Source organism: Reinekea marinisedimentorum, assembly GCF_004341165.1.
Lineage (GTDB): Bacteria > Pseudomonadota > Gammaproteobacteria > Pseudomonadales > Natronospirillaceae > Reinekea > Reinekea marinisedimentorum.
The window spans coordinates 182,784-203,409 of record NZ_SLZR01000005.1; the positions used below are offsets into that span (position 1 = coordinate 182,784).

General features: G+C 51.6%; 17 protein-coding genes. 12 read left to right on the forward strand and 5 right to left on the reverse strand.

Features of this window, described 5'->3' with window-relative positions:
- The first annotated feature begins 154 nt into the window (after window positions 1–154).
- On the forward strand, window positions 155–2,509 hold the full coding sequence (locus BCF53_RS08025; protein ID WP_132701199.1) for a hybrid sensor histidine kinase/response regulator: 2,355 nt from the start codon (window positions 155–157) through the stop codon (window positions 2,507–2,509).
- Between the two features lie 185 nt (window positions 2,510–2,694).
- Here BCF53_RS08025 and tfpB read toward each other — a convergent pair whose 3' ends face one another.
- From tfpB to BCF53_RS08040, 3 genes are all read right to left on the reverse strand, one after another.
- Entirely contained in the window at window positions 2,695–4,443 is a 1,749-nt protein-coding gene (tfpB, locus tag BCF53_RS08030) for a type IV pilus assembly ATPase TfpB (protein ID WP_132701200.1), read from the reverse strand.
- Complete coding sequence (locus tag BCF53_RS08035; RefSeq protein ID WP_165901850.1) at window positions 4,440–5,915, reverse strand: CYTH domain-containing protein; 1,476 nt, start codon at window positions 5,913–5,915, stop codon at window positions 4,440–4,442. Before BCF53_RS08035 ends, tfpB begins: the two co-directional genes overlap by 4 nt.
- Before the next feature lie 247 nt (window positions 5,916–6,162).
- Window positions 6,163–6,588, reverse strand: coding sequence for an OsmC family protein (locus BCF53_RS08040; protein WP_132701202.1), 426 nt, complete (start codon window positions 6,586–6,588; stop codon window positions 6,163–6,165).
- A 276-nt stretch (window positions 6,589–6,864) separates the two neighbouring features.
- Between BCF53_RS08040 and crp the strand changes: the two genes are divergently transcribed.
- From crp to BCF53_RS08065, 5 genes are all read left to right on the forward strand, one after another.
- Window positions 6,865–7,515, forward strand: a complete 651-nt coding sequence (gene crp, locus BCF53_RS08045; protein WP_132701203.1) for a cAMP-activated global transcriptional regulator CRP — start codon at window positions 6,865–6,867, stop codon at window positions 7,513–7,515.
- 184 nt (window positions 7,516–7,699) lie between these two features.
- Complete coding sequence (gene hemN, locus BCF53_RS08050; RefSeq protein ID WP_132701204.1) at window positions 7,700–9,091, forward strand: oxygen-independent coproporphyrinogen III oxidase; 1,392 nt, start codon at window positions 7,700–7,702, stop codon at window positions 9,089–9,091.
- 117 nt (window positions 9,092–9,208) lie between these two features.
- Window positions 9,209–10,465: an amino-acid N-acetyltransferase gene (gene argA / locus BCF53_RS08055; protein ID WP_132701205.1), complete on the forward strand. Its 1,257-nt coding sequence runs from the start codon at window positions 9,209–9,211 to the stop codon at window positions 10,463–10,465.
- Between the two features lie 24 nt (window positions 10,466–10,489).
- Complete coding sequence (gene pyrF / locus BCF53_RS08060; RefSeq protein WP_132701206.1) at window positions 10,490–11,287, forward strand: orotidine-5'-phosphate decarboxylase; 798 nt, start codon at window positions 10,490–10,492, stop codon at window positions 11,285–11,287.
- Window positions 11,288–11,599: 312 nt separating this feature from the next.
- The gene (locus tag BCF53_RS08065; protein ID WP_132701207.1) at window positions 11,600–12,742 is read left to right on the forward strand and encodes a carbohydrate porin; all 1,143 of its coding nucleotides are present in this window, start codon (window positions 11,600–11,602) and stop codon (window positions 12,740–12,742) included.
- A gap of 107 nt (window positions 12,743–12,849) precedes the next feature.
- Here BCF53_RS08065 and BCF53_RS08070 read toward each other — a convergent pair whose 3' ends face one another.
- Complete coding sequence (locus tag BCF53_RS08070; RefSeq protein WP_132701208.1) at window positions 12,850–13,122, reverse strand: hypothetical protein; 273 nt, start codon at window positions 13,120–13,122, stop codon at window positions 12,850–12,852.
- A complete protein-coding gene (gene msrA / locus BCF53_RS08075; protein ID WP_132701247.1) occupies window positions 13,110–13,721 on the reverse strand; it encodes a peptide-methionine (S)-S-oxide reductase MsrA in 612 nt (203 codons plus the stop codon). Before msrA ends, BCF53_RS08070 begins: the two co-directional genes overlap by 13 nt.
- Window positions 13,722–13,809: 88 nt before the next feature.
- Between msrA and BCF53_RS19550 the strand changes: the two genes are divergently transcribed.
- The 6 genes from BCF53_RS19550 to oppF all read left to right on the forward strand — a co-directional run bounded on the left by BCF53_RS19550 (window position 13,810) and on the right by oppF (window position 20,467).
- A complete protein-coding gene (locus BCF53_RS19550) occupies window positions 13,810–14,220 on the forward strand; it encodes a PilZ domain-containing protein (protein WP_132701209.1) in 411 nt (136 codons plus the stop codon).
- Between the two features lie 491 nt (window positions 14,221–14,711).
- Window positions 14,712–16,400: a peptide ABC transporter substrate-binding protein gene (locus BCF53_RS08085; protein ID WP_132701210.1), complete on the forward strand. Its 1,689-nt coding sequence runs from the start codon at window positions 14,712–14,714 to the stop codon at window positions 16,398–16,400.
- A 228-nt stretch (window positions 16,401–16,628) separates the two neighbouring features.
- Window positions 16,629–17,552 (forward strand): oligopeptide ABC transporter permease OppB, encoded by a 924-nt coding sequence (oppB, locus tag BCF53_RS08090; RefSeq protein WP_132701211.1) that lies wholly within the window; start codon window positions 16,629–16,631, stop codon window positions 17,550–17,552.
- An 18-nt stretch (window positions 17,553–17,570) separates the two neighbouring features.
- A complete protein-coding gene (locus BCF53_RS08095; protein WP_132701212.1) occupies window positions 17,571–18,500 on the forward strand; it encodes an ABC transporter permease subunit in 930 nt (309 codons plus the stop codon).
- A 12-nt stretch (window positions 18,501–18,512) separates the two neighbouring features.
- Window positions 18,513–19,478 carry an oligopeptide/dipeptide ABC transporter ATP-binding protein gene (locus BCF53_RS08100; RefSeq protein ID WP_132701213.1) on the forward strand — a complete coding sequence of 322 codons (966 nt, stop codon included), beginning with the start codon at window positions 18,513–18,515 and terminating at the stop codon, window positions 19,476–19,478.
- Entirely contained in the window at window positions 19,475–20,467 is a 993-nt protein-coding gene (oppF, locus tag BCF53_RS08105) for a murein tripeptide/oligopeptide ABC transporter ATP binding protein OppF (RefSeq protein ID WP_132701214.1), read from the forward strand. Before BCF53_RS08100 ends, oppF begins: the two co-directional genes overlap by 4 nt.
- Window positions 20,468–20,626 lie beyond the last annotated feature (159 nt).

Here is a 20,626-nt window from a genome sequence, read left to right on the forward strand (position 1 = left end):
TCCATTTATTGCGTACACCGGGCTCGACCGGTGTACGCAATAAATCCTCGTTTCACGCCCGCCTGAATAAAGAATCTCTAAAAGTTAAATTTCCCCCTGCGCCAAGCACCGCTATAATTCCTGTTTAGCTCTTAATTCGGGATAGCTGTACACCATGATAAGGATTCTGCTAGTACTGATACTCAGTACTTTTTCATCGGCATTCAGTTATGACACCATCCTGCTCAACAAGGATTTTCTGAGCGAAAACATTGCCCCTTTCAGCAGCTATCTGCACACCGGTAAGCAAAATTATTCCATTGCTCAGATTACCGGCCCAACACTGACACGGCAGTTTTCGCCGGTGCACAGCGATGTCTACAGCTTCAGCAACACACCTGGCTCAACCTGGTTCACCTTCAACATCAACAACCCTACAGGCCAATACCAGCGTCTGTACCTGAAGATTGAAACCCCCTTCATTGAGAGTGCTGAGCTGTATTTTCAGGGGCTGAACAACTCAGGCTACCAGTCTGAACTTACCGGCCAGCAGCTGAGTTTTTCAGAGCGGCCTCACCAGTTTGGTAATCTGGTTATTCCTTTTGATGCCCGCCTGGGCAGCCAGGATCTGTACCTGAAAATCACGCCACTGCATACCTCCAGCATGAAGGTACGCCTGGTTGATGAGCTGACGATTCTCAGCGAAAGCCGAATGCTGTTCCTGCTTTACATACCACTGAACTGTGCGCTGTTTTTTGCTGCGTTGTTTGCCGCCATCAATTACTACCGTTATCGTGATCTCACTTCGGTGTGGACAACAACCGTCATCACCGGCAGCCTGTTAAACCTTTCTGGCTGGAATGGCAGCATCGGCTGGCTGATTTCATTCATCCCCCATATTGAAACCATCGCAATCAACTGCGGCACCTTCTTGACTCTGTTCGGTCTGGCAAAAATATTAATAGCTCAACGTAAACGTCAGAGCAGCTGGACGGCGAATGCCATCAATCTGTTCGCCTGGGTACTGCTCGTGGCCGTGGTAGCGTCGTGCACGCCGCTGTCAAAATATCTGCTGCCACTGCAAATAATGCTGGTGCCGGCTTCCTGGGCGCTGTTTGCCCTGCACTGGTTTGAACGGCGCACCGAAAGCAGCGGTGACCGCCTGATGCTTGCCGGCTACATTCTTTTTGCCGGGCATTTCACCGGCCTGACGCTGACACTGATCGGGCTGATTTCTGCACTGGAAGCCAATCTCATCGTGATACAGGGCCTGTTAATTGCTGCCAATATTCTGGTCGCCTTCAGTAGCTGGCTGTATGCCCGCCAAAATATCACCCTGCCATCGGCCGATAAGCCCAACTTCAGCGGCGCGCTGTGGCCGATCCTGAGAAAGCTGAACCACGATATCCGCGGCCCAATCAACGGTGTACTGGGCATGACTGAACTGCTGCAGGACACCTCATTGTCGGCTCACCAGCAGGAATTCGTGAATACCCTGCAATCAGCCGGATTCTCATTGCTGCGCGAGGCCGACCAATTGCAGAATCTGATCCACCTTGGCCTGAACCGGCTGCCGGAAGGTGAAGAAGAGTTCGACCTCTACGACTTAGCCGAAGATATCGTGCAGCCCTACTCAAAGATTGCGCACAGCAAAAATATCGAGCTGGTGCTGGATATCGCGCCGGAGCTGCCGTCGCGTTACCGAGGTAACGTGAAGATTATTACTCAGATCCTGTCGATCCTGCTCGACAATGGCCTGAAATACACCGAATACGGCGAAGTGATCATTCAGGTAAAACCCTGGCATGGGCAGCGAGTCCGCTTTTCTATCTCTGATACCGGCCCGGGTATGGCTAAAGACACTCAGGAAAGGCTGTTCGATCTGCCCAGCGATAAGAACCCGATGGCCCAGACCCCCAAAGATGTCCACCTGGGCCTGCCCATCTGTAAGTACCTGGTCAACCTGCTCGGCGGACAACTCTCCATGAACAGCGAATTGCGCATGGGTACAACTTTCTGGGTTGATATGCCGCTGCAGTCGACACTGCCGAAAGGCTTCAGCCGCACCTCCACCGATGAAAACGCCCTCAATGGTATTCGGCTGATGGTGGTCGATGACAACATGACCTGCTGTAAGGTTATTGAGCATCTGGCGCAGAACTGGGGCATGAGCGTCATCACCATGAGTAATGCTCAGTCTGCACTGGCGAATCTGCACTACGAGTATCATAAGCATAAGCCGGTCGATGTGCTGGTGCTCGACCAAAACATGCCTTCGATGACAGGCTCAGAAATGGCGATCAGGGTCCGGCAAGACCCGGAACTGAACAGGGATATCGTGATTATTATGCTGACCGGCTCGGATGCCGTCTCTGCAGAGCTGGAAGACGATGACCTGGGCGTGAAGCATATTCTGCGAAAGCCGGTATCCGCACGGACGTTAAAAGAATCACTGCAGCTTTCGCTACCGGAGATACTGCAGAATCGGGAAACCCACCGGGCGAAACAGAATAACTCCTACTTCTTCTGATGCCCTGGTGGCTAGTGGCTAGTGGCTAGTGGGCTATGCGTAAAGTTCGGTCACTAAGGTGCACAGTAGTTCAGTGAAGATCAAGGCGAAAAAACGCAGGAATAGTGGCGCTATTTCAAGGTTTTTCAACGAAGATATTCGCTGAACTACGAAGCGAACCGTTACCTAACTTTGCGAATGGCCCACTAGCGAACATCCGGGGTAACACGAAGGACTTCATCGGGTGTGGTGAAGCCTGCCGCCACTTTACGGGCACCGGATAAACGCAAACTCAGCATGCCCTTCTTGATAGCTTCTCTTCGCAGCGTTTGTGGGTCGCAGCCTTCGTGAATCAGCTCCGCCAGGGAGTCATCCACAATAAAGCTTTCATAGACGCCCGAACGGCCAAGATAACCGGTATTGCGACACTCAAGACACCCTTCTGGCTGATAAACCGTCGCCGGTTTTTTCGCAGACCAGGGCCTCACCAGCTGCTGCCAGGTGGAATCGCTCACTTCACCGGCCTTCTTGCAATGTGGACACAGCACCCTGACCAGACGCTGCGCCATTACACCCAGCACAGTCGATTTAATCAGATAACCCGGCACGCCCAAATCAAGCATACGGGTGATCGCCGAAGGCGCATCATTGGTGTGAACCGTTGACAGCACCAGGTGCCCGGTCAGCGCGGCCTGAATAGCCATTTGCGCGGTCTCAAGGTCACGGATCTCACCGATCATGATGATATCCGGGTCCTGACGCATCAGTGCGCGCACGCCATCGGCAAAATTCAGATCGATATTGGCCTGAATCTGCATTTGGTTAAAGGCCGGCTCGACCATTTCAATCGGGTCTTCAATGGTGCAGACGTTAACCTCGGAGGTTGCCAGGCTCTTCAGCGTGGAATAAAGCGTGGTGGTTTTTCCCGAGCCGGTTGGCCCGGTGACCAGAATGATTCCGTTCGGCTGGCGGATCATCTCATGCCAGTTTTTCAGATCTTCATCGGCCAGACCCAGCTCATCGAATGACTTCAGCAGTACATCCGGGTCAAAAATACGCATGACCAGCTTTTCGCCAAAGGCCGTGGGCAGCGTCGACAGACGTAATTCAATTTCCTGACCTTCCGGCGTTTTGGTTTTTACCCGGCCATCGAGTGGTTTACGCTTTTCGGCGATATTCATCCGGCCAAGAATTTTAATGCGGCTGACCACCGCCTGACCGACCTGAATCGGCATCTGATAAACCGTATGCAGAATGCCATCAATGCGAAAACGGATATGGGCATAGTCGCGGCGCGGCTCTATATGAATATCACTGGCGCGCTGCTCAAAGGCATACTGGAATAGCCAGTCCACGATATTAACAATGTGTTCATCGTTGGCGTCCGGATTGCCCAGGCGGCCCAGTTCAATCAGCTGCTCAAAATTACCTGAGCTGCTGCTTCGACCCTTGCCACTGGCACCGGAAACAGAACGCGAAAGCGAGTAAAACTCCAGGCCAAAGCGTGCAATATCTTCCGGTGAGGAGATCACCTTTTCAATGGTGCGCCGGGTCACCTGCTCAATGGTATCTTCCCAGCCGGTCAGCATGGGTTCGCTCACCGCTATCTGAACGGTGGCATCGGTGACCTTTAACGGCAGCAAACCATAGCGCTTGGCATACTCAAACGACATAATGCTGGACAGCGATTCAACATCGACCTTAAGCGGGTCGATCTGCACATGCTTCATGTGCAGGCCATCGGCAATCCACTGGCAAATCACCGAAGCCGTCAGCTTCTTGCCCGGGTGCAACTGATCGTCGAGCTCAAAGGCCGCCACCTGTGAAATGGCATGGGTATGGCCGGTTCGGTTCAGGCTGCGGGCATGGGAAATTTGCTTTTCAGTAATACGACCGTCTTTTTCCAGTTGAATGAGAAGGTCGTCCGTTCTCAGTTTACCGGGCAGCAGTTTCAAACAAGTTCTCCAAGTAACGCACAGCGGCCCTGAATGAGTTTTTCGGCCAACTGCTTAATATCTCTTAACAAGACCGTTTGCGAACGGGTCCAGCTGTAAATACTGGCCTGCTGCTCCATTGGCAATTCATTGAGCCAGTCTTTCAAACGGGTAACAACCTCGATGGCCGACAGGCGGGAAAGGTTCTCTTCCAATGCCTGCAATGGCGCGCGCAGATCACCTAATTCTTTACCATAGAGGCGATCAAAGTACTGACACAGCATCAACAGCCGGTGCACGGCCGGAAACTGCGAAAGCGCATAGCTGGCATTGCCGGTAAAACGTTCTGTATTAAGCTCGTTAAGGGCCTTATCGAAGCAGTAATCAATACCCTCAGTAATAGAACGGGCACTCAGGCGACGGTGTTCATCGTCCTGGCCCTGTTGCCAGCCCTGAGTGTGCAGCCATGCTGTCAGGCTTAAGATTCTGAAACCCAGTTCGGGGTTATCCTGCAATGCATACAACGCACTCAATGCTTTCTTGGCTTTAGATTGCTGCAAACGGTAGGCAATATCCTGCGACTCTTTTTCAGCATCCCGGGAAAGCGCAAAACAAGCCGGCCACCAGGAGAGGATCGGCAACAACTGCTGCTCAATCCACTGAATATGAGAGGTCGCCATCTGGCTCTGGGCCTCCGGCATCATGCGCTTGAACCAGTCAATTTCGGTTGCCATATTACCCAGCGTGACCAGAAACGACTGCAGGTGACGCCACTGCTGTGTTTGCCAGAAGCTCTGCCAGTGCAAATTAAGCTGTTCCATTTCATAACCGAACAAGGCACAGAAAGCACTTTCAATGCTCTGCTGAGTGACGATCTTGGGAAGTTCGGGCGCCTTGGTGAACGGTCGTCCGCACAAGCGGAACCCTCGCTCGGCCTTGCTGACGTCGGATGGCATCACCGGAATGTGCTTGCTGATCTCCAGCGCCAGCGTGAATAAATCTTCAACATTACCCGCCTTTAGCTCCAGCTCGAGCTCCAGAATGGTATCTTGCTTGCCTTGTGCCTTAACCAGCCCGGAATCCAGAACCAGTTCAATTTCGGAGCTGCCCTGAGTAATGTTCCAGCAGGTGCGCTGAAAATCAGTTGTAAACGCCGGCTGTAATTTATCCTGGTTTATGGTGTCTGGCAGGGCCCCTTGCGGAAACAGGGCGGTATCCAGCTCTGAGCCGTGAATGGGCATTTCCCACTCTTCGCGCTGGTGCAGGCCGCTGACGTTCTGACCCCGGGTTTTCAGGGTCTGTACATAGCCATCATTAACCTTTCTTACGCGCAGCGCGCAACCGGCCTGAGATAATGCAAAGTCTTCGGTGTCGTAATAGGTATTTTCCAGTGAAAAGGTTTGGGCCTGGAAACCGGAAAGCAGGTGAAGTGATAAAAAGCTGTCTGCTGATGCTGCCGATACTGATAGTTTTAATTCAATTTCCTGAGACATGGTATACGCCGAACCTGTAGCCTTGTTTTTTATTTTTCTCGCCTGACGGATGTTTTCAATATCTCGCCTGGCGGAGAAGTTATTATAGCTGATGCCCGAAAACGCCTCTAACATGGGCATTTGCGAGCTACCAGCGTACCAGAGTCTACAGTTTCAAGCGAAAAAAGAAAGCAACCTCTGTCGCATCTAAAATGACGGGCAACTTTCTTTCATTTTCGCCCGTGGTTCATACGCCACCCGTGCTTATTCAGGCAGTGGCCTCAATAATTTCATGGCTATGGGTAATCTCCACGCCACCGCGCTCCAGCATCAACGAGGCGCTGCAGTATTTTTCTGCAGAAAGGCTCACCGCCCTGGCCACCTGTGATTCTTTCAGATTTTCGCCAGTGACAATGAAATGAATATGAATTTTAGTGAAAACAGACGGGACTGAATCGGCCCGTTCAGCCTTGAGCTCAGTCTTGCAGTCCAACACTTTCTGCCGGGATTTCTCCAGAATGCTGACCACATCATAGGAGGTACAGCCACCCAGGCCGACCAGCACCAGCTCCATCGGGCTTGGGCCTTTGGCATCGTCAGAGTCCTTAGCTGCACCATCTACAAAACCCTTAAAACCACTGTTAGATGTATAACTGAAGGCCTTGCCGGAATCCCAATTAATCGTTGCTTTCACCTGTTTACCTCAACTTATAAATATAAAAATAACTTTCAAAAACGCTGCTAGCCCATTATTTTATCAATGATCGAAACGTAAAAAATCTCTGAAAAAACCAGTCTAAAATGAATAACTTAGCGGTTCTAACGCATCATTAAAACGGGACTCACGTCAAACTACAAAACATTCCCCGTAGCCTCAACCGGTTATATACCGCATAATGAAACGATAAAGCTGGCAATTAGTCGTAAAAATCTTATTTACGCGCACTATAAGACACGGAATTTATAAATTATGGTCAACCATACATTAGAACATAAACACTTAGACTATTTTTTATCGCAATGTCATCGGCGACGTTACCCTTCAAAAACCACACTGATTTATGCCGGCGATAAGAGCGACTCACTTTATTACATTATGAAAGGCACCGTCTCGGTCATCATTGAAGAAGACGATGGTCGCGAAATGATCATGGCGTATCTCAATGCCGGTGATTTCTTTGGTGAAATGGGCTTGTTCGACTCACTGAACTCCCGCTCTGCGTGGATCAAAACCAAAACAGAGTGTGAAGTTGCTGAGATTTCTTACTCCAAGTTCCGTGAAATCACCCAAAACGATGCCCGCATCCTCTACTTTATTGGCGAACAGATGGCGACCCGTCTGCGTAACACCACCCGTAAAGTTGGCGACCTCGCCTTCCTGGATGTGACCGGACGTGTAGCACGCACCCTGCTCGACCTGTGCAAACAGCCAGACGCCATGACCCACCCGGACGGCATGCAGATTAAAATTACCCGCCAGGAAATCGGCCGCATTGTTGGCTGCTCCCGTGAAATGGTCGGCCGGGTATTAAAAGGCCTGGAAGAACAGGGTCTGGTCTCGGTGAAGGGTAAGACTATGGTCGTATATGGTTCTCGTGAGTTTTTCCAGACCGGCGGTTAAGGCTTTCAGCCAACCCGCATGAATTGGGGCTTTCAGGCCCCTTTTTCATTTCTGACGAGTCAAATTTAACAGCTAATCTTTACTTTCATGGGCTGCCGGCTTGCGTAGCCGCCTTGATATAAATCATGTTCAATTAGTCAGCCTTCGTTAAAGTTCCCGCCACATTACTGAAGAGTTCAAACAGATGACACAACCGAGCAAGTGGTATGTGCCATGGGACGACGCATTGATCCGCAAATACGATATCAATGCCCCGCGCTATACATCTTATCCAACGGCCGTGCAGTTTACCGGGCTGCAGGCTATAGAAGTGCAGAGCCATTTAGACAGCCAGCGCAGCAACCAGTCGCCGCTGTCTTTGTATGTGCACATTCCGTTCTGCCAGCATGTTTGCTTTTATTGCGGCTGCAACAAAATAGCCACCAAAGACCGGACCCGGCCTGACAGCTACATTGATATGCTCGAACGGGAAATGGTTCTGCATGCGCGTAACTTTGGCCATCGCCCGATTACCCAGCTGCACCTTGGCGGCGGAACACCCACTTTTTTGTCTTTGAAGCAGATGTCACGCCTGCTCGACCTGCTGGGCATTTACTTTGACTGGGATCCGGAAGTCCACGCCGGTGAGTTTTCAATAGAGCTCGACCCGCGTGAAACCAGTGATGAGATGCTCTGCCTGCTAAAGCGTCGCGGCTTCAATCGCATCAGCTTTGGCGTGCAGGATTTCGACGAACAAACCCAGATAGCCATCAACCGTGTGCAGCCATTTGAGCTGGTACAGCAGAAGGTTGATAAAGCCCGCGCGCTGGGTTTCAAGTCGATCAGTTTCGACCTGATCTGCGGCCTGCCCCATCAGAGCAGCGAATCCTTCGCCCGCACCTGGGCGCAGACCTTACAGCTGAGCCCGGACCGCATCAGCCTGTACAACTATGCGCACCTGCCGGAACGCTTCAAGCCACAGCGCAGAATTGACCCGGCATCGGTACCTACTGCCGATGAAAAGCTGGCCATTATGCGCGACAGCATCGCTCTGCTGCAGCAGTCCGGCTATGTGTATATCGGCATGGATCACTTCGCCAAGCCCGGTGATGAACTGACCCGTGCTTTAGAACAGGGCTCACTGCAGCGCAACTTCCAGGGTTACTCAACCCACGCCGAGGTCGATATGCTGGCGCTGGGCGTTTCCGGCATCAGCCAGATCGATGGCGTCTATCTGCAGAACCACCGCGAGATCGAGCCTTACGAATCCTTCCTCGATAACATGCAGTTGGCAATAAAGCGCGGAATATTCCTCAATGAAGACGATAAGATCCGTCAGTGGGCTATTTTACAACTGGCCTGCCAGGGGCGTTTATCGTTCACGGAGCTTTCGCAGCGCTTCGGCATAAACGCCGGGGAGTATTTCGCTGACGAATGGCAACGCCTGCAGACGCTGGTCGCCGATAACCTGGTGAAACTGGCTGGTGACGAAGTGCATGTTCAGCCACTGGGCAGACTGCTGTTGCGCCCCGTTCTGCTGACATTCGATGCCTACTTCAATGCAGAGGTCGCGAAGCGCTTTTCGAAGGTGCTTTAACGCCGCTACCCGCCAATTAAAGCAGAGCCCAAACGGGCTCTGGCTAGCTGATTTTTCCATTTACCGTTACACTCACGGCCTCCGATCCACCGTTCACTCCTGGAAGCCTAAGCACCTATGGATTTCGTCAGTCTTTTTCGTAACAGTGCGCCTTACATTCATGCTTATCGTGGAAAAACCACCGTCATCTGGCTGCGGGATCAGGCTATAAGTCAGGAACGGTTGCGCTCACTGATCAGCGATTTGGCCTTGCTCAACAGCCTTGGCCTGAAACTGGTTGTACTGTTTGATGCAGACTGTTTTGAGCAGCGGCTGAATCCACAGGACATCATCGACGATGACACGCTTAAACAGCTGACCGAAGAGATTGGCCGCCGCCGCTACATGCTCGAGGCATTGTTCAGTCAGGGCATCGCCAACTCGCCGATGCATGGCTCAAAGATGCGCGTGATCAGCGGCAACTTTGTTATGGCACGACCGGCCGGCGTATTTGAAGGGCAGGATCTGAAAGCTCAGGGACGCGTGCGCCGAATCGATGTTGCCGCCATTCGTGAGCAGCTCGATAAAAAACACCTGGTGCTCATTCCGCCTCTGGGTTACTCAATCACCGGAGACATTCTCTACCTGCCACCGGAACAGTTAGTGATTGAACTTGCCAAGCAAACCTTCGCGGACAAGGTGGTTATTGTTGGCGACAACCCGCTCACATTCAGTCAGGGTCAGAAGGAAATGGATGTATCCACACTGGAAGCACTGATCCATACCACGGCACCGGACCAGCCGGCCTACCTCGAGCTGCTCGTAGCCAGCAAGGTCAGTCGCGCCGGGATTGCCCGCTGCCACGTTGTCGACGGCACTGTCGACGGAACACTGCTGGCAGAGCTGTTCACACGCGATGGTGTTGGCATTCTGATTCCACGAGACCAGTACGATACCTTCCGCCGGGCAAATCTGAATGATATTCAGGGTATTCTGGCACTGCTGAAGCCGCTGGAAATCAAACAGATTCTGGTGAAGCGTGATCCGGAAAAAATCGCCTCGCAGATCGATTCCTTTGTCGTCAATGAACGCGACGGAATGATCATTGGCTGTGCCGCCGTGCATAAACTCTCCGAAAATCAGGCAGAGCTGGCCTGCGTTGCCGTGCACTCTGACTATCAGAACAATGGCCGTGGCGATGCATTGCTGGTCGAGGTAGAAAAACAGGCCCGCAAAGCCGGCATTACTCAGCTGTATGCGCTTACGACCCAAACCGAGCACTGGTTTGTTGAACGCGGCTTTAAACGTGTCGATGTCAGCGCACTGCCGGAAGACCGAATTAAACTCTATAACTTCCAGCGCAACTCTAAGGTTTATACCAAAAGCATTGCCTAGAAAATAACTACTGAGGTGTAACAGATGAATTTCACCAGCATGATCCACAAGCGATGGGCGCAGCAAACTCAGGTTTGCGTGGGTTTAGATCCATTCCCTGAACGCTTTCCTGCCGGCATGACCGATATCTTTGAATTCAACCGCGCCATCATAGACGCCACCGCAAGCCTAGCATGCTGCTTTAAACCGCAGTTTGCGCACTATGCAGCCATTGGTGCCGAAGCCGCGCTTAAAGATACGATCAAACACATTAAAGCCAACTACCCGGATGTACCGGTCATTCTCGACTCCAAGCGCGGCGATATTGGCTCTACGGCAACCATGTACGCCAAAGAAGCCTTTGAGCAATACGGTGCCGATGCCGTAACCATCAACCCCTACATGGGCTCCGATACCGTATTACCGTTCACCGAGTTCGAAAACAAGGGCGTGGTTATTCTTTGCAGAACATCCAACCCTTCGGCGGCAGAGTTCCAGAATCAGCTGATCGACGGAGAGCCGCTTTACATTCATGTTGCCCGCAAAGCCCAGACCGAATGGAATAAAAACGGCAATGTCAGCCTTGTGGTTGGCGCAACCGCGCCGGAAGAAATGGCCGATATTCGTGCTGCTGCGCCCGATTTACCCTTCCTGGTACCGGGCATTGGCGTTCAGGGTGGCGACCTGGCCGGCACCCTCAGGAACGGCAGCTTTAAAAACGGTAATGGCCTGATGATTAATTCATCACGTGGCATTTTATACGCCTCCAACGGGCCAGATTTTGCCGAAGCTGCCTATAAAGAAACACTGAAACTAAAGGATGCCATTAACAGCCTTTGCTGATGATCGTCCAACACTGCTGATCACTGAAACCAGAATGCCGCTTTTTAGCGGCATTTTTTATTCCTGCTTGTAATATAAAACCCCAAAAACACTGTAATCAGTTACATGTTCTAATTAAGAATACGAAAAACACCTACAAGCCACTAAAATTAGACACCTAGTTATAATTTTTTTAATTTTTACGCTTGTTAATTTATTCAGTATATCTACACTGGAACTGTGATTTTGAATCTTTCGCGCGATTGCGCACCTGTTATTCAGGTCACTTACGATCTCGACAACAAAAACAATCAACGAGCAACAGGAACCGATATGAAAACAATAAAAGTACTCCCCCTTTCCATCGCCATGATCAGTGCTGCCGCATCTGGCTTAGTCACCGCTGATGATGATTTTTCATTTACCGGCTATGGCCGCTACGGAATGGCCTATGAGGGTGGCGACAGCACCTTTGTTAGCCCCGACGGTGCCTATAACGGCAGCAGCTCAATGGGCCGCTTAGGGAATGAAGCCTACGGCGGTGAAATTCAGTTCAACAAATTCTTCACCAATGACGCAGGCGCCAAATGGCAGTTAGCCGTCATGGCTGAAGACTGGGTAGACGACAACACGTTCCACATTAAGAAGTTTTACGCCAGTGGCACCAACATCTTTGAAACCCAACCCAACATGACAGTCTGGGGTGGCCGTAACTTCAACCAGCGCCCACAGCAGGGCTTGAACGACTACGCCTGGATGACCCACGATGGCCAGGGTGCGGGTTTCCAGAACATGCAACTGGGTGATCTCAACCTGGATATGGCGGTTGTGGGTGAGGCGGATGGTCGCGGCGACAGCGGCTACTATGCCGTCACTACCAAACTGGCCGGTATTGAAGCAGGCCCGGCCATGGTAGATCTGTACGCCAACTACGGTTTCCAGAATGAAGAAGTTGTGACAGATACATTCAACGCATTTCAGCTGGGCTCACAGGTCAAAGTGGATTTTGGCACCTTCACGCTGCGTTATTCGGTTAACTCTGACAACACCGTGCTCTATTCTTGGAGCGATGGCCTGAAGGAAGACACCACCAACATCTATGTCAGCTATGAGGGCGGTAATACCATTAACGAGAAATTCGCTGTGGATTATCTGCTCGCCTACCACAACCGCAACGATGACAACGACGACAGCAACACCCGTGCGAACTACAACGGCATTGTCCGCCCGATGTTCCAGTGGGATGACGTGAACTCTACCTGGCTTGAAGCCGGTTATGACCTGATCGACTACTACGATGCCGATGCGACAAACAGCGCCTGGAAGCTGACTGCCTCGCAGAACATCGCAATTAATAGTGGTTCAGGCGCGCGTCCAATGCTGCGCTTCTACGCGACCATCGGTGGTGAAGAGAACGAAACCAGCAGCGATGAAGACATCATGACCTTGGGTGCCATGTTTGAAGCATGGTGGTAATAGCTGCGCTGAAAGCAGCAATAACAGAGAGTGTTAAATAGCAGTTGGCTTCCCTAAGCCTTGGGCTGGTGACTCCCCAGCCCTTTTTTGAATACTGCCTGTGAACATCAGCTAACCAGCGTTTGCGCAAGGTTCACTATTGCTGCTTTATCTTCCTGACTGACCGAATCCTCTTCAAGACACTGGTCAACATACTGCCGGTAGCGCTGCTGCCATACCGCTGCAGGCTGAACCTCTTGCGGCCACTCAAGCTCTACCCGCTCCACCAATGGAATTAAATAGCCTATGAAGAACAACTCATCATCGGCACAACGCTGCTCGTATTGCCGCAGCGCCTGAACAGCCTTTTCAGACCATCTCTCACTTGTCAGATCGGACATACCACTCCTGTTCCTTTTAACCCGCAATAACCGGTCGGGTTTTTATGTAAATACTGCTGATGGTATTGCTCGGCATAATAGAAAACACCCATGGGTTTCACTTCGGTTGTAATCACGCAGTAACCATCCGCCTTTAATTGCTGCTGATACACCTGCGCCAGCTTTGTGGCCTCTGCCAGCTGCGCTTCGCTGCCATAAACAGCAGAACGGTATTGGGCACCAATATCGTTACCCTGGCGCAAGCCCTGAGTCGGGTCATGTGCCTGCCAAAACTCGGCCAGCAACTCCGCCAGAGTTATTTCTTCCGGGTTATAAACAATCTGCACCACTTCGGCATGGCCAGTCTGCCCGGAACAGACTTCCTCATAGGTCGGGTTTGGCGTAATTCCACCGGCATAACCCACCGCCGTGCTGTAAACACCCGGAAGCTTCCAGAACAACCGCTCTGCGCCCCAAAAACAGCCAAGCCCCAGCCAAAGGGTCTCGAACCCCTGCGGCACAACCGTCATATCGGTGCCTAACACCGCATGGGTGCTATCCAGTGGCATTGCCTCCGCACGCCCCGGTAACGGGGTTCGGGTTAACTCATACAGATTCATCGCAGTCATGACATACTTCCTCCATGGCAGTTGCAGGTATAAAACCCTCGAACTATATTGAACTGAACATTAAACAACGAGCATCGGTATGACATCTACTGATAAAAGAAGGTTCCAGCGCATTCCCTTTGACGCCGGTGTTTCACTTTCCCTTAAAGATCATCCCGATCAAATCTTTGCAGGCACGCTTCAGGATATCAGCCTGAAAGGCGCGCTCTTCAAACTGAACGAGAAAGACACCCTGCCCACAGTCGGCCAGGCCGGCGAGCTTACCATTCGGCCCATTGAAGCTGGCTTTGAACTGCATTTCACCGTTGAGCTGGCCTATGTGCTATCGGACATTGGTGCAATCGGCGTTAACATCTTAAAACTGGACCTCGACTCAGCCGCTCACTTACGCCGGCTGATCGAAGTCAATCTGGGCAGCGATGAAAGCCTGCAGCGTGAACTGGCCAGCCTGGTCAAAGCCATGGAGCAGGAACACCATGCCGATGAATAATCCGACCCGCTAAACAGCACCAAAGCCTCATTTTTGTGCATTAACGCACCAGTAGAGCGCATAAAATCTTGTACGCCGAACTATTGCAAACCCGCATGGCAGGTCGCTTGCGCCCGATAATTTGACCATTTACACAGCCATTGCACCAGTTCAGCTCAATAAACCTTCATTTTCTGAAAAACAACGTTGAAGTTTTTGACAGTTCGTGGCACTTTTTTGCCCGGCATCAGGCATGTTGGCTAAAGGATGAGCAATTGAGGTCAACAAACTACTCGACACATCAACTTTAGCCGACATTCCAAAAGAAACCGCTTACATTTCAGGAAAATCTCAGTTTTTGGCCTACTTCTTGTTTAACAAAGCCATCAAAAAACACGGGCCCATTTAGGCCGGGTGTTTTTCCCTGAAATAGAAATAAGCGGTTCGGTTTATCCGAGCCAATACAATTAAACCCTGCTGCGCAGGTTTAGAACATAATAAGAGGATCCTTCATGACACCATTCAAGAAAACGCTCGCTGCTGCACTGGTAAGCTCCGCTGTATTTATGGTTGGCTGCTCCAACGATGAAGCGGCTAAGCCAGCGGAAGAAGCGAAAGCACCGGAAGCAGAAGTTAAGACTGGCCCTACTCACCCGGTAACCGGCGAAGTATTGGCGGCAGACCAAACCTTCACTTACTGGGATTTAGACGAAGTATCCTCACACGATCCACAAATTGTTGAAGATGTTGCAGGTAGCTACCGCGTACGCAACCTGTTTGAAGGCCTGTTGAACCAGGATGCAGACGGCAACCTGGTACCTGGCGTGGCAGAAAGCTACGAAGCCTCTGAAGACAAAAAAACGTACACCTTTAACCTGCGTAAAGATGCCAAGTGGAGCAACGGCGACCCTGTCACCGCCGGCGATTTCGTTTACGCATGGCAACGTGCAGTAGACCCTGAAACGGCTTCTCCTTATGCATGGTTCATGGAAATCATGTCGATTGTAAATGGCGCTGAAATTATTGCCGGCGAAGCACCTGTTGATTCTCTGGGTGTTGAAGCCGTAGACGACTACACGCTGAAAGTAGAACTGACTGACTCGCTGCCATACTTCCCAATGATGGTTGTACACACCACAACCTTCCCGGCACATAAGGCAACTATTGAAGAGTTTGGCGCAGACTGGACTAAACCTGAGCACATGGTTTCTAACGGTGCTTACACCCTGGCAGATCACGTTGTAAACGAACGTTCAGAAATGGTTCGCAACCCAATGTACTGGGATAACGACAACACCATTATCGAAAAAATCGTTTCTATTGTCGTACCGGATGAAAACCAGGCTCTGATTCGCTACAAAGCCGATGAGTTCGACTGGCTGGAAACTGTTCCAACTGGCCAGTTCAAATCGTTGAAAGCAGAGTTCCCAACAGAGACTTATGCAACGCCACGTCTGTGTAGCTACTATTACACCTTCAACATGACCGATTCTGGCCCTGAAGCCTTCCAGGACGTTCGCGTTCGCCAGGCACTTTCTTACGCGATCGATCGTGATGTAATCACCGGCCAAATCCTGCAGGGCGGTCAACCGTCTGCCTATACCTTCACCCCTGAAGCAACGGCTGGCTTCCAGGTACCAAGCGTACCTTATGCCACCATGACTCAGGCAGAGCGCGATGCCAAAGCGGTAGAGCTGCTGGCTGAAGCGGGCTATGGCCCTGAAAACCCACTGAAGTTCAACATGCTGTACAACACGTCAGATTCGCACAAGCAGATTGCGACAGCGATGTCTCAAATGTGGAAAGCTAAACTGGGTGTAGAAGCCACCATGAACAACATGGAGTGGAAAACCTTCCTGACCGAGCGTGGCGAGCAAAACTTCGAGCTGGCGCGTGGCGCCTGGTGTGGAGACTACAACGAAGCGTCTACCTTCCTGGATCTGCTGCGCACTTCTTCTGGCTATAACGACGGCAAGTACAGCAACGCCGAAGTTGACCGCCTGATGGACGAAGCCAAAACCATGGCAGACCCAAATGCTAACTATACGGCCATTGAGCAGATCCTTGCTGAAGATATGCCGATCATTCCTATTTACCACTACAGCTTTAACATGATGTTGAAAGACACGGTTAAAGGCTGGCCAGTCAATAACATTGAAGGTAACTGGTACGCGAAAGACCTGTATAAGGTCGCTGAATAATTTCAGCCAGAGATACCGCCGCTGAACAGCGGCGGTATCCTCTTGTAAACCAGAACGACCACTCAAACCCACGAAAAACCTTAACTCAACCAACGTTCGTAAACGAAACATGACAATGTATTCAGACTTGGTTGATATAAGGCGTTTTGCGATTTTTGACTAAAGGTCGCAGCTGATATTTAACCCAGATAAGATGCGCCGTTTTTTTCGGTATAACAGGACTACTGTATGTTCAGTTTTATAGCTAAGCGTTTGCTCACCGCCATACCAACGCTGCTTATTCTCATTGTTGTGTCATTTTTATTAATGCACAGTGCACCCGGCGGCCCCTTCACATCAGAACGAAAACTGCCCCCTCAGGTCGAAGCAAACATCAATGCCAAATACGGCCTTGATAAGCCTTTACCTACACAGATCTTCAACTACGTAAAAGGCATCGTCGTCGATTTCGATTTCGGCCCGTCGTTCCGTTATAAAGATCGCTCAGTGAACGATCTGATCGAAGATGGCTTCCCGGTCACCATTACCTACGGTCTGATTTCAGCGTTGGTTGCTGTACTCGTTGGGGTGAGCCTCGGCGTTGTTGCCGCCCTGAATCAAAATACCTGGAAAGACTATACCGCGCTCAGCTTTACCTTTACCGCGCAGGTACTGCCCAACTTTGTTATGGCGCCGTTACTGGTGCTGTTGTTTACCCTGAAGCTTGGCTGGCTACCCGGTGGTGGCTGGGAAGGCGGCAAGCCGCAATACATCATCATGCCGGTGATCGCGCTTTCAACCAGCTACATGGCGACCATCGCCCGTATTACCCGTTCTTCTATGCTGGAAGTTCTGAACTCCAACTTTATCCGTACCGCCAAAGCCAAAGGCTTGCCGCACAACCGCATCATCTTCAAGCATGCGCTGAAGCCTGCGATGCTGCCGGTGCTTTCCTATTTAGGCCCTGCCATGGTTGGCTTGCTGACCGGCTCGGTTGTGATTGATATGTACTTCAGCACCGGCGGTATCGGCGTGCTGTTTGTTAACGGCGCTCTAAACCGTGACTACTCCACCATTATGGGTATCACCATTCTGGTGGGTGTATTGACCGTTTTGTTGAATTTGCTGGTCGATGTGCTTTACGCCTGGATCGATCCGAAAATCCGTTATTAAGGCAGCAGGTATTAAAAAATGATTGTTAATCAGAAAAAAATAGAAGGCGTTGCAGAAAGCCTGCTCGACTCTGCCGAAGTTAAGGGTCGTTCATTGTGGGCCGATGCCGGTCGCCGTTTCGTGCGCAACAAAGCCGCTGTTGGCGGCGTCATCGCACTGGCGCTTATTGTGCTGTTTACCCTTATTGGCCCGAGTTTCGCGCAGTGGAGCAATGAAGAGATCGACTGGGCCGTGCTGGGCCAGGTTAAAACCATGGGTGCGCCGTCATTTGAATCCGGCCACTACTTTGGTACCGATGATTTAGGCCGTGACCTCTACTCGCGGGTGATTCAGGGCACCGGTGTATCGCTGATGGTGGGTTTCATCGGCTCTATCGTGGCCGTGATTGTTGGCACCCTGTACGGCGCGATCGCCGGTTACGCAGGCGGCCGTTTGGATAACTTTATGATGCGCATGGTCGATATTTTCATGTCAGTGCCCTACATGTTCGTACTCATTCTGCTGCTGGTGATCTTTGGCCGTTCACTGAACATGCTGTTCATCGGTATTGGTTTGATCTCCTGGCTGGATATGTCGCGTATTGTGCGCGGCCAAACGCTGACCATTAAAAACAAGGAATACATCGAAGCGGCCATTGCATCCGGTGTTTCCAACTTCACCATCATTACCCGTCACATTGTGCCAAACCTGCTGGGCATTGTGATTGTTTATGCATCACTGTTGATTCCGGGTTTGATCCTTACCGAATCGTTCATTTCCTTCCTTGGTTTGGGTGTTCAGGAGCCAAATACCTCCTGGGGCGCACTGATCAGCGAAGGCGCGAAATCCATGCAGTACGGCACCCTGTGGCAGATCGGCTTCCCGCTGTTCTTCTTTGTGGTGACGCTGTTCAGCATGTTCTTCATTGGCGATGGTCTGCGCGATGCGCTCGACCCGAAAGACCGGTAACAGGAGCGAATCATGAGTTTATTAGAAGTAACAGACCTGGGCGTTCAGTTCCAAACCGGCGATGGCGTAGTCAGCGCAGTAAACGGTGTGAACTTTACGCTTGAACAGGGTAAAACCCTGGCCATTGTGGGCGAATCCGGCTCGGGTAAAAGCCAGACCGTCTTTTCCATTATGGGCCTGCTGGCACAAAACGGCTGGGCAACCGGCAGCGTTAAGTTCAACGGCCTGGAAATTTTAAACCTGCCGGAACAGGGCCTGAATAAGATCCGTGCAGAAAAGATCGCGATGATCTTCCAGGACCCAATGACCTCGCTGAACCCATACCTGAAAGTCAGCGAGCAGCTGATGGAAGTGCTCATGCTGCACAAAGGCATGGGCAAAGCCGAAGCATTGGAAGAATCGATCAGAATGCTCGATGCGGTGAAAATTCCGGAAGCACGTTCACGCGTGCACCTGTACCCGCATGAATTTTCCGGCGGTATGCGCCAGCGTGTGATGATTGCCATGGCGCTGCTGTGCCGGCCAAAGCTGCTGATTGCCGATGAACCCACCACCGCACTGGACGTGACCGTTCAGGCACAGATTATGGATTTGCTCAGCGACTTACAGCGCGATTTCGGCACCTCCATTATCCTGATCACGCACGACTTGGGTGTTGTCGCAGGCTCCTGTGAAGACACCCTGGTTATGTACGGCGGCCAGGTTATGGAATACTCCCCAACCGAAGAGCTGTTCAAGAACCCGGCGCACCCTTATACCCGTGGTTTGCTGGCGGCCATTCCGCGGCTTGATCACATTGGCGACCGCCTGAATACCATTCCCGGCAACCCGCCGAATATGCTGCACAAGCCCGATGGCTGCCCGTTCGCACCGCGTTGCGATTACGCCACCGATCAATGTAAACAGCAGAAACCTGAACTACTGGCCTTTGATGGCCGTCAACGCGCCTGCCACGTACCTCTGGAGGCACTGAAATGAGCCAGCAAAAAGAAAAAATCCTGTCCGTTGAAGACCTGAAGGTGTATTTCGACGTCTACCCGCCCAACGCCATGCCGTGGACCAAGCCGGCCAAGCTGAAAGCCGTGAATGGCGTCAGTTTTGATCTGTACGCCGGCGAAACGCTGGGTATTGTCGGTGAATCCGGTTGTGGTAAAAGCACACTGGCGCGCGCCGTGATTAAAATGGTGCCTGCCGAGGCTGGCAAGGTGATGTGGTTGGGTAAAGACCTGATCAGCGCTAACAAGAAAGAAATGCAGAACGCCCGCCGCGATTTGCAAATGATCTTTCAGGACCCATTGGCCTCGCTCAACCCACGTATGACCATTGGCGACATCATCGCCGAGCCGCTGAAGACGCACTACCCGCAAATGCCGGCGACCGAGCGCAAGCAGAAGGTCAAGGAAATGCTGGTTAAGGTCGGCTTACTGCCTAACCAGATTAACCGCTACCCGCATGAATTTTCCGGTGGCCAGTGTCAGCGTATCGGTATTGCCCGCGCACTGATCCTTAACCCTAAGCTGATCATCTGTGACGAACCGGTGTCGGCACTGGATGTGTCCATTCAGGCGCAGATTGTGAACCTGCTGATGGACCTGCAGGAAGAAATGGGCCTGTCGCTGATCTTCATCGCACACGATCTTTCCATTGTGCAGCACATCAGCACCCGCGTAATGGTGTTGTACCTGGGCAACGTTTGCGAGATCACCACCAGCGATCAGCTGTACTCAACGCCACGTCACCCTTACACCCAGGCATTGATCTCGGCGGTGCCGATTCCCGATCCGGAAATTGAGAAAGACAAAGAGATCATCCTGCTCGAAGGTGACCTGCCCTCGCCGCTGAACCCGCCTTCCGGCTGTGTGTTCCGCACCCGCTGCCCGAAAGCACAGGTGAAATGCGCCGAGATGAAACCGGAGCTGCACGAAGCCAGCCCCGGTCATGAGGTAGCCTGCTTCTACGCAGACTAACCTGAAAAACGGGCCCGTTTTTTTCGGGCCTTAGACTGATGACAAAGTTGCCACAGTCTTCGAGACGATGAAAAGTTATCGTTTAAATGGACGTCGAAAACATGGCGGTCCGACGACTCGGTGTTTTCGTCGAGCGTATCAGGTGGTCCGGCATTCCGG

Bases quoted from the DNA above. Each gene is read 5' to 3' on its own strand.
- BCF53_RS08025 (WP_132701199.1), top strand. From the start codon at position 155: ATGATAAGGATTCTGCTAGTACTGATACTCAGTACTTTTTCATCGGCA.
- BCF53_RS08035 (WP_165901850.1), bottom strand. From the start codon at position 5,915: ATGTCTCAGGAAATTGAATTAAAACTATCAGTATCGGCAGCATCAGCA.
- crp (WP_132701203.1), top strand. From the start codon at position 6,865: ATGGTCAACCATACATTAGAACATAAACACTTAGACTATTTTTTATCG.
- hemN (WP_132701204.1), top strand. From the start codon at position 7,700: ATGACACAACCGAGCAAGTGGTATGTGCCATGGGACGACGCATTGATC.
- argA (WP_132701205.1), top strand. From the start codon at position 9,209: ATGGATTTCGTCAGTCTTTTTCGTAACAGTGCGCCTTACATTCATGCT.
- pyrF (WP_132701206.1), top strand. From the start codon at position 10,490: ATGAATTTCACCAGCATGATCCACAAGCGATGGGCGCAGCAAACTCAG.
- BCF53_RS08065 (WP_132701207.1), top strand. From the start codon at position 11,600: ATGAAAACAATAAAAGTACTCCCCCTTTCCATCGCCATGATCAGTGCT.
- BCF53_RS08070 (WP_132701208.1), bottom strand. From the start codon at position 13,122: ATGTCCGATCTGACAAGTGAGAGATGGTCTGAAAAGGCTGTTCAGGCG.
- msrA (WP_132701247.1), bottom strand. From the start codon at position 13,721: ATGAATCTGTATGAGTTAACCCGAACCCCGTTACCGGGGCGTGCGGAG.
- BCF53_RS19550 (WP_132701209.1), top strand. From the start codon at position 13,810: ATGACATCTACTGATAAAAGAAGGTTCCAGCGCATTCCCTTTGACGCC.
- BCF53_RS08085 (WP_132701210.1), top strand. From the start codon at position 14,712: ATGACACCATTCAAGAAAACGCTCGCTGCTGCACTGGTAAGCTCCGCT.
- oppB (WP_132701211.1), top strand. From the start codon at position 16,629: ATGTTCAGTTTTATAGCTAAGCGTTTGCTCACCGCCATACCAACGCTG.
- BCF53_RS08095 (WP_132701212.1), top strand. From the start codon at position 17,571: ATGATTGTTAATCAGAAAAAAATAGAAGGCGTTGCAGAAAGCCTGCTC.
- BCF53_RS08100 (WP_132701213.1), top strand. From the start codon at position 18,513: ATGAGTTTATTAGAAGTAACAGACCTGGGCGTTCAGTTCCAAACCGGC.
- oppF (WP_132701214.1), top strand. From the start codon at position 19,475: ATGAGCCAGCAAAAAGAAAAAATCCTGTCCGTTGAAGACCTGAAGGTG.